15 protein-coding genes and 1 pseudogene are annotated in these 13,195 nt (G+C 40.0%); 2 read left to right on the forward strand and 14 right to left on the reverse strand.

Annotation, left to right across the window (positions count from 1 at the left end; all coding sequences use genetic code 11):
• Window positions 1–11 precede the first annotated feature (11 nt).
• The 7 genes from rplI to rpsF form a co-directional block, all read right to left on the reverse strand.
• Window positions 12–458, reverse strand: coding sequence for a 50S ribosomal protein L9 (gene rplI / locus NST62_RS13810; RefSeq protein ID WP_141602075.1), 447 nt, complete (start codon window positions 456–458; stop codon window positions 12–14).
• A complete protein-coding gene (locus tag NST62_RS13815) occupies window positions 455–2,428 on the reverse strand; it encodes a DHH family phosphoesterase (protein ID WP_141602076.1) in 1,974 nt (657 codons plus the stop codon). Before NST62_RS13815 ends, rplI begins: the two co-directional genes overlap by 4 nt.
• 12 nt (window positions 2,429–2,440) lie before the next feature.
• Window positions 2,441–3,397, reverse strand: a complete 957-nt coding sequence (locus NST62_RS13820) for a YybS family protein (RefSeq protein WP_141602077.1) — start codon at window positions 3,395–3,397, stop codon at window positions 2,441–2,443.
• Window positions 3,398–3,629: 232 nt separating this feature from the next.
• Window positions 3,630–3,971 (reverse strand): hypothetical protein, encoded by a 342-nt coding sequence (locus NST62_RS13825; protein WP_328219880.1) that lies wholly within the window; start codon window positions 3,969–3,971, stop codon window positions 3,630–3,632.
• 575 nt (window positions 3,972–4,546) lie between these two features.
• Window positions 4,547–4,780, reverse strand: a complete 234-nt coding sequence (gene rpsR / locus NST62_RS13830; RefSeq protein ID WP_141602079.1) for a 30S ribosomal protein S18 — start codon at window positions 4,778–4,780, stop codon at window positions 4,547–4,549.
• A gap of 44 nt (window positions 4,781–4,824) precedes the next feature.
• Window positions 4,825–5,349, reverse strand: coding sequence for a single-stranded DNA-binding protein (gene ssb / locus NST62_RS13835; RefSeq protein WP_141602080.1), 525 nt, complete (start codon window positions 5,347–5,349; stop codon window positions 4,825–4,827).
• A 40-nt stretch (window positions 5,350–5,389) separates the two neighbouring features.
• The gene (gene rpsF, locus NST62_RS13840; protein ID WP_141602081.1) at window positions 5,390–5,677 is read right to left on the reverse strand and encodes a 30S ribosomal protein S6; all 288 of its coding nucleotides are present in this window, start codon (window positions 5,675–5,677) and stop codon (window positions 5,390–5,392) included.
• Window positions 5,678–5,865: 188 nt separating this feature from the next.
• On the opposite strand from rpsF, the gene NST62_RS13845 reads away from it, so the two are divergent.
• Window positions 5,866–6,411, forward strand: a complete 546-nt coding sequence (locus NST62_RS13845; protein ID WP_141602082.1) for a DUF3267 domain-containing protein — start codon at window positions 5,866–5,868, stop codon at window positions 6,409–6,411.
• Between the two features lie 57 nt (window positions 6,412–6,468).
• On the opposite strand, the gene ychF is transcribed toward NST62_RS13845, so the two are convergent.
• From ychF to NST62_RS13860, 3 genes are all read right to left on the reverse strand, one after another.
• Window positions 6,469–7,569, reverse strand: coding sequence for a redox-regulated ATPase YchF (gene ychF / locus NST62_RS13850; protein ID WP_141602083.1), 1,101 nt, complete (start codon window positions 7,567–7,569; stop codon window positions 6,469–6,471).
• A gap of 191 nt (window positions 7,570–7,760) precedes the next feature.
• Window positions 7,761–7,955 (reverse strand): DUF951 domain-containing protein, encoded by a 195-nt coding sequence (locus NST62_RS13855; RefSeq protein ID WP_141602107.1) that lies wholly within the window; start codon window positions 7,953–7,955, stop codon window positions 7,761–7,763.
• On the reverse strand, window positions 7,936–8,874 hold the full coding sequence (locus NST62_RS13860; protein WP_141602084.1) for a mechanosensitive ion channel family protein: 939 nt from the start codon (window positions 8,872–8,874) through the stop codon (window positions 7,936–7,938). The genes NST62_RS13855 and NST62_RS13860 overlap by 20 nt, the downstream gene beginning before the upstream one ends.
• A gap of 98 nt (window positions 8,875–8,972) precedes the next feature.
• Between NST62_RS13860 and yyaC the strand changes: the two genes are divergently transcribed.
• Entirely contained in the window at window positions 8,973–9,617 is a 645-nt protein-coding gene (yyaC, locus tag NST62_RS13865; RefSeq protein WP_141602085.1) for a spore protease YyaC, read from the forward strand.
• Here the strand turns inward: yyaC and NST62_RS13870 are convergent.
• The 4 genes and pseudogenes from NST62_RS13870 to noc form a co-directional block, all read right to left on the reverse strand.
• Window positions 9,519–10,222 (reverse strand): annotated as a pseudogene (locus tag NST62_RS13870) (DUF554 domain-containing protein). The gene yyaC and the pseudogene NST62_RS13870 overlap by 99 nt on opposite strands.
• 215 nt (window positions 10,223–10,437) lie before the next feature.
• Window positions 10,438–11,301 (reverse strand): ParB/RepB/Spo0J family partition protein, encoded by an 864-nt coding sequence (locus tag NST62_RS13875; protein ID WP_141602086.1) that lies wholly within the window; start codon window positions 11,299–11,301, stop codon window positions 10,438–10,440.
• Window positions 11,294–12,055 (reverse strand): AAA family ATPase, encoded by a 762-nt coding sequence (locus tag NST62_RS13880; RefSeq protein ID WP_141602087.1) that lies wholly within the window; start codon window positions 12,053–12,055, stop codon window positions 11,294–11,296. Before NST62_RS13880 ends, NST62_RS13875 begins: the two co-directional genes overlap by 8 nt.
• 195 nt (window positions 12,056–12,250) lie before the next feature.
• A complete protein-coding gene (gene noc / locus NST62_RS13885; protein WP_141602088.1) occupies window positions 12,251–13,138 on the reverse strand; it encodes a nucleoid occlusion protein in 888 nt (295 codons plus the stop codon).
• Window positions 13,139–13,195: the final 57 nt, after the last annotated feature.

Here is a 13,195-nt window from a genome sequence, read left to right on the forward strand (position 1 = left end):
TTCTACGCTCCTTATTCTTCCTTCACATGGACTTTCAAAGTCGCTTTTACTTCTGGATGCAATTTCACCGGAACGTTTGTAACGCCTAATGAACGAATGCCTTCGTTTAACTCCATTTTCCTTTTGTCTAATTTAATGCCGAAATCTTTTTGCAATACTTCCGCAATTTGTTTTGTGGAAACGGAGCCAAAAAGGCGTCCCCCTTCTCCCGCTTTCGCTTTAATTTCCACTGTGATGCTTTCCAACTTTTCTTTTAATTCTTTCGCTTTTTGAAACTCCTGGGCTGCTAGTTTCGCTTCATGTCTTTTTTGCGCCTCCAATCGGCTCAGTGCTTCTTTTGTCGCTTCTACAGCCAAACCTCTTTTGATTAAGTAGTTTTGGGCATAACCATCCGCAACATTTTTCACTTCACCTTTTTTTCCTTGGCCTTTCACATCTTTCAAAAATACGACTTTCATTTTTCACTGCTCCCTTCCAAAGTTTCCGTAATGGCATCTTTCAATAATATTAAAGCTTCCTCGATTGTTTCCGCTTCAAGTTGACAAGCGGCATTGCTCAAATGTCCGCCTCCGCCGAGTTTTTCCATAATGACTTGCACATTCACATCGCCCAAAGAACGGGCGCTGATCCCGATCAAACCATCTTGGCGGCGGGCAATGACAAACGAAGCATTCACATCTTTCATCGTGAGCAATATATCTGCCGTTTGGGCAATTAATACCGTATCGTATTTTTTATCTTCTTCTCCATGGGCTACCGCGATGCCAGGATAAATAAATTGGGCCGTCTGGATAATTTTCGACCGCATAATAAATGTATCAATGTCTTCTTTCAACAGCCGCTGCACAAGCACCGTATCGGCTCCGTAGGATCTTAAATAGGAAGCCGCTTCAAAAGTTCTGGCTCCTGTTCTTAATGTAAAACTTTTTGTATCAACAATAATTCCGGCAAGTAATGCGGTCGCTTCCAGACTTGAAAGTTTTTCATCATCAGGCTGATATTCCAGAAGCTCTGTCACTAGTTCCGAAGTGGACGAAGCATACGGTTCCATATATACCAGCGTGGAATTTTTAATAAATTCCTCACCTCGACGATGATGGTCAATCACGACAATTTTTTCAAACCGTTTTAATAAAGTTTCATCGACCACAAGGCTCGGGCGATGGGTATCCACAACAACCAATAAGGAATTTTCCGTCATGATGCTTAAAGCCTCATCGGGCGAAATAAAATACTCTATCAAATCAGAATCCTTTTTAATGACATCCATGAGGCGCTTGACACTTCCATTCAATTCATCAAAATCCAATACGATATAGCCATTCACTTTATTCATTTCGGCCATCTTCCGTACACCGACTCCGGCGCCTATGGAATCCATGTCAGGATTTTTGTGTCCCATGATGAATACTGAATCGCTATCTTGAATTAAATCTTTCAATGCGTGGCTGATGACACGCGCCCGGACCCTGGTCCGCTTTTCAACAGGGTTTGTTTTTCCGCCATAAAATTTAATTTTTCCGTTTGGTTGTTTAATGGCCACCTGGTCTCCTCCGCGGCCCAACACCAAATCCAGACTTGATTGGGCCAATTCTCCAAGTTCAATTAGGGATGGAGAACCCGCTCCGACTCCGATACTCAATGTGAGGGATAGATTCTTTTTGGCTGTTTTTTCGCGAATATCATCTAAAATGGAAAATTTCTTTCTCTCCAATTCATGCAGCGTCGCTTCATTTAAGATCGCCAAAAACCGGTCTGTATCAATTCTTTTGATATAAATGTCATGTTCTTCTGCCCATTCATTAATAATGGAAGTTACCGTTGAACTTGTCATGCTCTTCGTCTGGTCATCCATTCCCTGGGTAATATCGTCATAGTTATCGATAAATAGAATGGCAATGACCGTGCGATCGTCATGATATTGTTTTTCTATTTCGACTTGTTCTGTTACATCAAGAAAATATAACAGTTTCTCCGCTTGCTTATAAAGCACTTTAAACTTGCGATCTTGAATGGTCACAATGCAATCTTTTTTATCATCGCTTTTTCTTATATTTTGCAATTCATCGGATAACACGAATAAATTTTGACCCGTTAAAGAGGGCAGATCCATGAGCCTCGTCATATAGGGGTTTGCCCATTCAATTTCAAATTTATCATTGATCAATATCACGCCAATCGGCATTTCCAAAAGGACTTCCTGCCCAACTTTTTTCATCCGGAATGCCAAAGATTCGATATATTTTTCAATCGCAAGATGCGAGATTTTTTCCTTTCGCCAATCATAAAAAATGACGATTGCAACTATTATGGTAAAAGCGAGTCCGACCCAAACATTCAACAGGAATAATCCGATGATGCCCACCAAGCCGAAAAAGGCCAAATGGAAAAGTGGGTAATGCATTTTCCGCTTCCTGTAAGTATCCATGTAATCAGCCCCTTACTTCCGAATCTTCCCTGACACATATGAGCGAATGTCAAACCCCAAATCCAAAATTCCTAAGAGGATGACAAAATTGTACAGCGGAATGGCCAAAATCGTCGCCAACACTTTCAAAAAAGCGGGTGCCCGTTTCAGATCCAACACAAAGTGAAGGAAAGAAATCCCTTGAATTGTCAACAACACCCATAAAACGAATGAAAAATTCAATACGATTACATATAGTGTTGTTCCAATTTCAGGGCGCACAAACAATTGAACGGTCAACACGATTAAATAAATCCATAATATCGTCTTTGGCAAACGCAAATCTTTAAAAGCATGGAATTTGGGAATTGCGATACCCAGCCGTTTTAAAATTGGAAGATTAACCGATATCAGCAAAAATGCAAAGAAAAACGCACTTAATGTCACCACGGCGGGAATCGACATTTCCATATGTTGAAACATCAAATTTAATGTTTCTTTAAACGCTTCTTCATTCATCGGCATTTCGCCCGTAAGATTTTTGGCCAGTTCAAAAGATTCCATGTAACTGTCGCGCATTAATTGAAAGGATTCTTTTATAAAATCCTGTTCAAACAGTTTTACTGCCACAATATATTGTATTGCAAACGTAATTAATAATGAAATTCCGGTAGACATGAATAAATAAGCTTTGCTTTTGCCCTTATGCAATGCATTTCCCATGACAATGCCGCAAACGGCAAAAATCATGGAAAATGGCAATATGAATAATCCCCCCCCAAAGAAAAGGGTGATCAAACATCCTACAACCCCTGTTACAATGGAGGTAGCCAGATCATATTTTGCGCTATACCATGCCATTGGCAATGGCGCAAACAATGCCGCCGCCAAACTGATGACTGGTACATAATATGCAATAGCAATGAGAATCGCGAAAATGGCTATGATCATAGCTCCATGAGTCAGTTTTTGTGTGTGATTGTTCGGCATGGGATACCTTCCTTTTTAAATATCAATCAATCTTTACATTCGTATATTGTACCATTTTTTAAATAGCAGGACAAAATTGCGGATAGAGTTATCCACAGAAAAAAGATTTGATTTTTAAATATAGATTTGGACGTTCTATAAATAAAATTCTTTGCAATTAAAAAGATCATCCAATCAAAGATTAGATGATCATCGTATCCTCAATAATGTGTCGTTTTTCTTGAACCCCTGATCAGGATTCAGGTTGCTCCGCATTTTCCGTTTCACCATCATCGGGTTTTTCGTTTCCATTTTTCTGATCCTGCCGGGTTAGAAGATCTTGATACTTTTCAAACTCATAAAGTTCAAACATTTGCACAAAATCTGCGATAATTTCCTGCGTCGCTTTCAATTCGCCGGCAATGACAGGGTTCGCCGCCTGCAGTTCTTTTGTTTCCAATTGTTTTTTCAGCACTTTTTCCTTCGTCTCCAAATGTTCCAAAAACATGACCGCCCTTTTCCGCCGAAACGTTTTGGCTCCTCCTTTGTCACAATGCCCGTGGCCATGCCGTCCAGGTCCTTCGCGTCTCATCATAAACCTCCACATCGTATACAAATGTATACAATTTTTTATATTGTCATTGTATACATTTGTATACAATATCGTCAAGCATCAATATTTCCCGTTTCTTTGAAAAAAGCTTTCGAATAGTGAGGGTATCTAGAAAGAGTTCAACATATTACTTAATGTTTTATCATGCAAAATGCGAAGAATATAATTTTTTAAATTTTTTGATTTATCTAAAGAGGATTATTTTTATAGTGAGGGTAAAAAGCGGATAGGAGTTCTCTCAATGTATAAAATATAGCAGCTATAAAGAAGGGAAGAAGCGATTAATTTTTGACATTCGTGTGTCCGACTATACAATACGGTTATCTATCATCGATGAAGGAATTGTATACCTTCATATGATTTACCGCGAATTTTTGAACCATTCTTCACAGGAGAGAATGGGCGAAAATTTCCGAATTCCTCGGCATTGGACTATATATCTGCAAAAAAATCGCCGATCAATTAGGTGTCTCTCTTTCAGTGCAATCGACCCCTTTTATTGGAAATAAAAAACAACAAAGGTTCAGCTGAACCTTTGTTGTTTTTAATACGTTTGATTATTTATCTTCCGCCACGAATGGAAGAAGTGCCATGATGCGGGCACGTTTGATGGCTCTCGTTAATTTGCGTTGGTATTTTGCGCTTGTGCCAGTTACGCGGCGAGGAAGAATTTTTCCACGTTCAGAAATGAATTTTTTAAGCAAGTCCACATCTTTATAGTCGATGTGTGTGATGTTATTTGAAGTGAAGTAGCAAACTTTGCGACGTTTGCGACCACGACGTTGTGCCATTTTTTTTCCCTCCTTTTGCATTAAACTGCCGTTATCCTAATACCTTAAAACGGTAAATCGTCCTCTGAAATTTCAATCGGACCTTTGCTTGAAGCAAATGGGTCTTCATCGACACGTGTATAATTTTGCTGATTTTGAGGAGGTTGACTTGGAAATGGTGCGCCAAAAGGATCCGGTTGCTGACTTCCGTATGGAGGTTGACTTGCACCGTAAGAAGGTTGTCCTCCAAATTGCTGCGGACTTTGTGCACTTTTTGGTTCCAAAAATTGCACAGATTCAGCTACGACTTCCGTTGTGTAAACCCGTTTGCCATCAGGCCCTTCATAACTGCCGGTTTGAATTCGGCCATCCACTCCAATGAGGCTTCCTTTTCTCATGAAGTTGGCGAGGTTTTCAGCCTGTTTTCTCCATGCTACACAACTAATGAAATCCGCTTCCCTTTCACCTTGCTGGTTTGTAAATGTCCGGTTGACGGCAATCGTAAAACGGGTCACCGGCACCCCGCTTGGCGTGTACCGCAACTCCGGATCTTTCGTTAGCCGACCGACCAATACGACGCGATTAATCAATTTTGCAACCTCCTCTTTCAGCATGAAATTTCATATTTGATTAGTCATCTTCACGAACAGCGATATGACGAATAATGTTTTCGTTAATGTTTGCTAAACGGTTGTATTCTTCAACTGCTTTCGCTGGAGCATTCACTTTCACGATATGGTAAATACCTTCGCGATATTTTTTTATTTCGTATGCAAGACGACGTTTGCCCCATTCTTTTGATTCAATGATTTCCGCACCATTTGAAGTAAGAATTTCATCAAAGCGTTGAACTAACGCTTTTTTCTCTTCTTCTTCAATGTCCGGACGAATAATGTACATTAATTCGTATTTTCTCATCGCACTCTACACCTCCTTATGGACTTTGGCTCCTCTATTTTCAAGGGAGCAAGGAGTAAATTACTATTACTCACATCTTTGAATTGTAACATATACTTTCCCACATCGCAACTGGCATTCATTGCAGCTCGATATTTTCTAATTTCATCCATTTTAATATAATTCTATATAAAAGGAGTTGAGAATTTTTGTTGGAAGAAAAGGAACCCAAAATTATTGAACTGGATATAAAAAAAGTGGCCAAAGCGGGATTTTGGTCAACCATCATCTTAAGTGCCGCTTTATTGTTATTGAATGCGTTTCTTCATGGGAAAACAGGTTTTGAAGTGCATATCAATTTCTGGAATTTCACTCTTTTTATTATCTGTTATTTTATCCTGATCGCTCTGCATGAACTCTTTCATTTAATCGGATTTATAATTTTTGGGAAAGCCAAGTGGAGCGAATTGGATTATGGCGTGAATTTGAAATTGGGGATTGCTTATGCAACCACATCCAAGCCATTGCCGAATCATGCGATGAAAAAAGCCCTCCTTCTGCCTTTTTGGGCAACAGGGGTTCTTCCCTCCATTTTTGGATTTGTCCTTGACAGCCAGCTGCTTGTGGTTTTAGGCGCCTTTTTGATGGCAGGGGCAGCCGGAGATTTTTGCATGTACAAAGAGCTGCGCAAATATCCCAAAAACGTATTGGTGAAAGATGATCCGAAGCTGCCAAAACTATATGTATATGAATAAAAAAATGGAATTTGCGGCCTTTCCCTGCCGCAAATTCCTCTTTTTCAGCGCCATGCCTTACACATTGAACCGGAATAACATGATGTCGCCATCTTGCACGACATAATCTTTTCCTTCCAAACGAACTTTCCCTTGTTCTTTCGCTTGTTGCATTGAACCTGCCGCTACTAAATCCTCAAAGGAAACCGTTTCCGCCCGGATAAAGCCCCGTTCAAAGTCGGAGTGGATGATTCCCGCGCATTCCGGAGCCTTCATTCCTTTTTTAAATGTCCAGGCGCGCACTTCTTTTTCTCCCGCCGTAAAGTATGTGGCAAAACCCAGCAAATCGTAGGCAGCCCGAATGAGCTGATCCAGTCCGGATTCTTTAATGCCCAATTCTTCCAGGAACATTTTCTTTTCTTCGTCATCCAATTGCGCAATTTCTTCTTCAATTTTTGCACAAACGGTAATGACCTTCGAACCTTCCGCTTCCGCATAGGCCCGCACTTGTTTTACATATTCATTATCGTCCGGATTTGCCACGTCCTCTTCAGAAACGTTCGCCACATATAGCATTGGCTTCATTGTTAATAAATTTAACCCTTTGATGATTTTTTTCTCATCTTCCGAAAGTTCCACGGAACGGGCAGGTTTTTCGTTTTCAAGGGCTTCTTTGATTTTTAGTAAAACCGCTTCTTCCGCCATTGCGTCTTTATCTTTTTGCTTGGCGATTTTGCTTACTCTTTGAAGCCTTTTGTCCACCGATTCCAAATCGGCTAAAATCAGTTCTAAATTGATGACTTCTATATCCGCAATCGGGTCCACTTTTCCGGCCACATGGGTGATATTTTCATCATCAAAGCAACGTACAACCTGGCAAATCGCATCCACTTCCCGAATATGGGAAAGGAATTTATTTCCCAATCCTTCACCTTTTGAAGCGCCTTTTACAATCCCGGCGATATCTGTAAATTCAAACGATGTCGGAACCACTCTTTGCGGTTTTACGATTTCTGCCAATTTATCCAATCGGTAATCCGGAACATCAACAACGCCGACATTTGGATCAATCGTTGCAAACGGATAGTTTGCCGCAAGGGCGCCAGCTTTTGTAATCGCATTAAACAATGTGGACTTTCCGACATTTGGGAGACCTACTATTCCAGCTGTCAGAGACATCGACTCACTACCTTTCTCATGTAAAACCTCACTGCATTATTTTTTACACTAGTGTTAATTATAATGAATTTCCTATTAAAAAGTCTATTTTCCATTTTTCATCACGATAAAATCTCCACATTTCCAAGTGTTAGTGGGGATGTGACTGGAACAATACGCCGGATCGGTTTTCGAAAAATTAATCCTTTCCGCTATTCCGCTTCCTGTATGACTCTCTTCATTTTTTTCATAAATTCTCTGCGGGGCAATAAAACACTGTGGCCGCAGCCTTGGCATTTGATCCGGATGTCCGCTCCCATCCGGATAATCTTCCAGGCATTCGTACCGCATGGATGCGGTTTTTTCATTTCCACAATGTCATTTAATTTAAATGTCTTTGTTTCCATCATTCTCATCTCCCCTCGACACCACTCTACTAGAATCATATATCATCATCTTAGGATAAGCCATCGGAATTCCGTTTTTCTCTAAAATCTTTTTGACATCTCTTCGTATAATTCTCGCAATGCCATAGTGTTGTTGAGGTTTTGTTTCAGCTACAATACGGATGGTCATTTCAGTGCCCGAAACATTTTGAACACCGACAAAAACAGGCACGCTCACCAGCTCTTTATATTTTTCAGGCAATGTTTCCAAGTACTCGGTCACCAATTTTTCAATCTTTTCTATATCCGCTTCAATGCTGACTTGCATATCAATAAAGGCTTTCGAGTTGTTTAACGAATAGTTTACGACTTCTGTAATTTGGCCGTTCGGAATGATATAAACTTCCCCTGTGGCGCCGACAATCTTGGTCGTTCGCAATCCGATTTCCGTAACCGTTCCCTCCGCCGCACTCGCAGTACTAATCCGTACATAGTCCCCTACACCGAACTGATCCTCGAATATAATAAAAAATCCGGTAATCACATCTTTCACCAAGTTTTGGGCGCCAAACCCGATGGCAAGACCGGCAATTCCGGCGCCGGCCAACAAACCGGCAACATTGATATTCAATGAAGACAATATACCGATGATCGCGGAAAAGTAAACAACATAGGATAACACGCTCTGCGACAATTTCAAAAGAGTTTTTTGCCTCCGCTCAGAATATTTCAGCGGAGTTTTCATTCTTATTTTAAAAAATCGTGCAATAATCCGCTTTCCTATAAATACAATGAGATAAGAAATCAACAGGATCGCAAAAATTTTAATGGATGCACTGACAATAAAATTCCAAAACTGCTCACTGGAAAAATAATCCCAAATTTTTTGGGTGATGCTGACAAAATCCTTTGTTTCTTTTTCTACAGCTGATACCGCCATAATTCCACCTCGAGAATAGAAAAGTAAGAAAATGGATATAATGCTACAAAATAATATAGACATTCTTTATGTAAATCATAAAAGAAAGTGGGAATTATATGCAAAATATTCCTCAAGAACCGCTTAAAATGGCCGTCCATCATGAAGAAACCGGGGCTGTATGGCGCTTAAGCGAATTGTTTTTGCAACATATCCCTTTTGAACATGACAATCTTATTTTTTGCTGCATCGGCACCGACCGCTCGACCGGAGATGCATTGGGACCTTTAACCGGAAGCATATTAACCAATTCTCAGTTTCCTTATAAAATCATCGGGACATTGGAAAAACCTCTTCATGCTATCAATTTAGCACTTACCATCGAGGAGTTACAACAAATGAAAACGTATCCTTTTGTCGTTGCGATTGATGCCTGTCTGGGACGGGAAAAAAGCATCGGGCAAATCATTGTTCAACATGGCCCGCTGCTCCCTGGAAAAGCGGTCAACAAAGATTTGCCTCCCATCGGGAATATTTCAATCAAAGGGGTCGTCAACGTCGGAGGCTTTATGGAAATGCTGGTTTTGCAAAACACCCGATTGCACGTAACTTATTCGATGAGCAATAAAATCGCCCGCGCACTATTGCTTGCCTATCAACGCCATTCATTGAAGAGGAAACATAAGCCCAACCATCACCGCAACAACCGCAATTCCCGGGAGCAAATTAGCTACCCGAATTTTGGTCAGTCCGGCAATATTTAAACCAATGGCAAAAATCATGACGCCGCCCGTTGCGGTCATTTCCTGGATAAAAAGATTCAATGCTTCTTCCGGGATATACTTACTAATGAGTCCCGAAAATAAAGCAATGATTCCTTCGTAAATCAATACAGGAAATGCGGTAACATCACGCCCATCCCTAATGTGGATGTCAAAATAATGGCTGTAAAACCGTCAATGATCCCTTTCATTATCAGAACATCATGGTCATTTCTTAATCCGCTGTCCATTGCGCCAATGACTCCCATTGATCCGATGACAAAAATGAGAGATGCTGTGATGAAGCCCTCGACAATGTTGTTGGAACCTTCGGCAGCTATTTTTGATTCCACCCATTTTCCAAACCGGTTGAACAACGTATCCAGATCAATCCATTCTCCAATAACCGCACCCACTACCAAACTGATGATTAAAATAATGAAATTGCCGGTTTCCATTCCCATTTGAATGCCCAGCAAGGCCACCGCCAACCCAATAATCGACAGTACGGTACTTTTCATTTTTTCCGGCATATTCCCCAAAAAACGCCCAATAATTGAGCCAATCATAATCAATATTGCATTCATCACTGTACCAAACAGTATCATCAAAATTGTCCTCTTTCTCTTTTTTTGTAATTGAAATTGTGAACATATAAATCATATAGTATCGATTGGTAAAGCAATCAAGCAGGCCTGTTCCGTATAATACAGTTGAAAATACATTTGAAATTCTCTATTTTCATAATCCGGTTCAACAATTTTTTTAACCAAAAAACATCATTTTAGGGAGCAATCCTAAAATGATGTTTTTCCCGGTCATTTTATAGTTCTTCGTGATTTAAATTTAAAATTTCCAAAATGCGTTCCAAATCATCTTCCGAATAAAACTCTATTTCTATTTTCCCTTTATTTTTTGTTTTCTTGATTTGGACATTTGTTCCAAAGAATTCCCTCAATTGAGATTCAGTGGCTTGCACAAAAATATCCTTTTTTGGTTTCTGTTTTGTTTCACGTGAAACCTTTTCATTTAACTGTTTAATCAATGCTTCCAATTGGCGTACATTCAGTGATTGATTGATGACTTTTTTCGCAACTTCGATCATTTGTCTTTTGTTTTTTAAGCCAAGCAAGGCCCGGCCATGCCCCATGCTTAGTTTCCCCTCATTAACCAATTCCCGCACCTCTTCGGGCAATTGCAATAATCGGATCATATTGGTAATGTGGGGCCGGCTTTTTCCCAATCGTTTCGCCAAATCATCCTGGGTGAAATTCAACTTTTCAATTAAACTTTGGTATGCCTCCGCTTCTTCAATCGGTGTTAAATCTTCCCGCTGCAAATTTTCAAGAATGGCCAGTTCCATCATTTGCTCTTCAGTCATTTCTTTGATAATGGCCGGAATTTCTCCCAAATTCGCCAGTTTAGCGGCGCGATATCTGCGTTCCCCTACTACAATCTCGTATTTTTTTCCTTTCTTTCTTACGACGATCGGTTGAATAATGCCATGTTCACGGATGGATTGAGCCAATTCTTCGATGGCTTCATCATCAAATTTTTTCCTTGGCTGGAAAGGGTTTGCAACAATCTTTTGCAACGGAATTTTCTCAATATGCTCATCTTTCTGGATGGACTCCAATGTTTCGGACGGAAATAAAGCCCCGATTCCTTTTCCTAAGCCTCTAGCCATTTTTTATCACTTCCCTTGCTAACTCTAAATAAACTTCCGCTCCCCGGGATTTCGGGTCATAAATGATAATCGGTTCTCCAAAGCTGGGTGCTTCACTCAAACGCACGTTTCTAGGGATAATTGTTTTATAAACTTTATCTTGAAAATATTTTTTTACCTCTTCAATGACTTGAAGCCCTAAATTTGTGCGGGCATCCAGCATCGTCAACAATACACCGTCAATCGTCAAATTCGGATTTAAATGTTTTTGCACCAATCTTACCGTTGATAATAGCTGACTGAGCCCCTCTAAAGCGTAATATTCACATTGAACGGGAATGATGACCGAATCTGAGGCTGTCAAGGCATTGATTGTCAACAAGCCTAATGAGGGAGGGCAATCAATAATGATGAAATCATAATCATCTTTAATGTTTTCCAACGCGTGTTTTAAACGCACTTCCCTTGAAATCGTGGAAACCAGTTCGATCTCTGCACCTGCTAGTGAAATGGTAGCCGGTATGACATATAGATTCTCTACTTTGGTCTGTTGTATGACATTTTTTACATCTTCATCATCGATCAATACATTATAAATGCATCCGGATGTTTCCCCTTTATTGATGCCTACGCCGCTTGTGGCATTCCCCTGGGGATCGATGTCGATCAACAATACTTTTTTTCCTAAATAAGCAAGGCAAGCGCTCAAATTTACTGAAGTAGTTGTTTTACCAACACCGCCTTTTTGGTTGGCAATTGCAATTATTCTTCCCAATCTTGTGCACCTGCTTTCATCTTTATCAATAATTAAAATTTCTATTAAGCAATGAATATATTATATTTTTACCTCTTCCATTCTATCAAATTTATAATACAATTGTATTCTATATGCTTTTTTTCTAAAAAAAATGATATAGAAAAAGCGGCCGTCCCTTTATTTTAGAGACGACCAACGGTTTCACGTGAAACATCAAGATTTTTTTTTGGGGATTTTTACCGTAATTAGATAGTAATCTTCCGTATCTTCTTCCTCGGTTTTTATATTGATGCCGCTTTTTGATACCATCGATAAAGATTGCTTAATTGTATTGAGTGCAATGCGGATATCTTTGCTGATTGCCTTGCGCTTCGGTCTGGCTTTTTTCCCTTCTTCATTCTCATTTTCTTTTGTCAATTGTTGAATATATTCTTCCAGTTGCCGGACGTTCCAATCGTTTTCTTTAATTAAATCTACTAATTTAATTTGCATTTCTTCATCTTTGATGCTGATTAACGCCCGCGCATGTCTCTCTGTAATTTCACGTCTTAAAATCGCGTCTTGTACATATTGCGGAAGTTTTAACAGTCTCAGTTTATTTGCGATGGTGGACTGGCCTTTTCCAAGGCGTTGAGCCAATGCTTCCTGTGTCAAATGATGGATTTCGATCAATTGTTGATAAGCCAAAGCTTCTTCAATGGCCGTTAATTCTTCCCTTTGCAAGTTCTCAATCAACGCAATGGATGCTGTTTCCTTATCATTTAAATCCCGGACAATCGCCGGCACTTCCGTCCAATTTAACTTTTTTATCGCCCGGTAACGTCTCTCCCCCGCAATGATTTCGTACCGATTATCATCCAAACGGCGGACAACGATTGGCTGAATCACACCGTGTGTATGGATCGTTCTGGACAATTCCTCGATCTTCTCTTCATCAAAAACTGTTCGCGGCTGATAACGATTTGGCACGATTTGATCAATCGGAATTTTCACTACTTCTTCCGAATGTTTTTTCTCTTTCTCTTCCGTTTCTATTTCACCTTTTTTTTCGGAAACCAGTTTTTCCCCGCCCCCAAAAAATCGTGAAAAAGGACTTCTCATTCAATGGCACCACCTTTTGGAAACTATCTGCACTATATTTTATTATTTAATATTCTA

Source organism: Ureibacillus sp. FSL K6-8385, from assembly GCF_038593155.1.
Classification (GTDB): domain Bacteria; phylum Bacillota; class Bacilli; order Bacillales_A; family Planococcaceae; genus Ureibacillus; species Ureibacillus terrenus.

Excerpts from the sequence above, each read along its gene's own strand:
- rplI (WP_141602075.1), bottom strand. The coding sequence starts at position 458 with ATGAAAGTCGTATTTTTGAAAGATGTGAAAGGCCAAGGAAAAAAAGGT.
- NST62_RS13815 (WP_141602076.1), bottom strand. The coding sequence starts at position 2,428 with ATGGATACTTACAGGAAGCGGAAAATGCATTACCCACTTTTCCATTTG.
- NST62_RS13820 (WP_141602077.1), bottom strand. The coding sequence starts at position 3,397 with ATGCCGAACAATCACACACAAAAACTGACTCATGGAGCTATGATCATA.
- NST62_RS13825 (WP_328219880.1), bottom strand. The coding sequence starts at position 3,971 with ATGATGAGACGCGAAGGACCTGGACGGCATGGCCACGGGCATTGTGAC.
- rpsR (WP_141602079.1), bottom strand. The coding sequence starts at position 4,780 with ATGGCACAACGTCGTGGTCGCAAACGTCGCAAAGTTTGCTACTTCACT.
- rpsF (WP_141602081.1), bottom strand. The coding sequence starts at position 5,677 with ATGAGAAAATACGAATTAATGTACATTATTCGTCCGGACATTGAAGAA.
- ychF (WP_141602083.1), bottom strand. The coding sequence starts at position 7,569 with ATGTCTCTGACAGCTGGAATAGTAGGTCTCCCAAATGTCGGAAAGTCC.
- NST62_RS13855 (WP_141602107.1), bottom strand. The coding sequence starts at position 7,955 with ATGGAAACAAAGACATTTAAATTAAATGACATTGTGGAAATGAAAAAA.
- NST62_RS13860 (WP_141602084.1), bottom strand. The coding sequence starts at position 8,874 with ATGGCGGTATCAGCTGTAGAAAAAGAAACAAAGGATTTTGTCAGCATC.
- yyaC (WP_141602085.1), top strand. The coding sequence starts at position 8,973 with ATGCAAAATATTCCTCAAGAACCGCTTAAAATGGCCGTCCATCATGAA.
- NST62_RS13875 (WP_141602086.1), bottom strand. The coding sequence starts at position 11,301 with ATGGCTAGAGGCTTAGGAAAAGGAATCGGGGCTTTATTTCCGTCCGAA.
- noc (WP_141602088.1), bottom strand. The coding sequence starts at position 13,138 with ATGAGAAGTCCTTTTTCACGATTTTTTGGGGGCGGGGAAAAACTGGTT.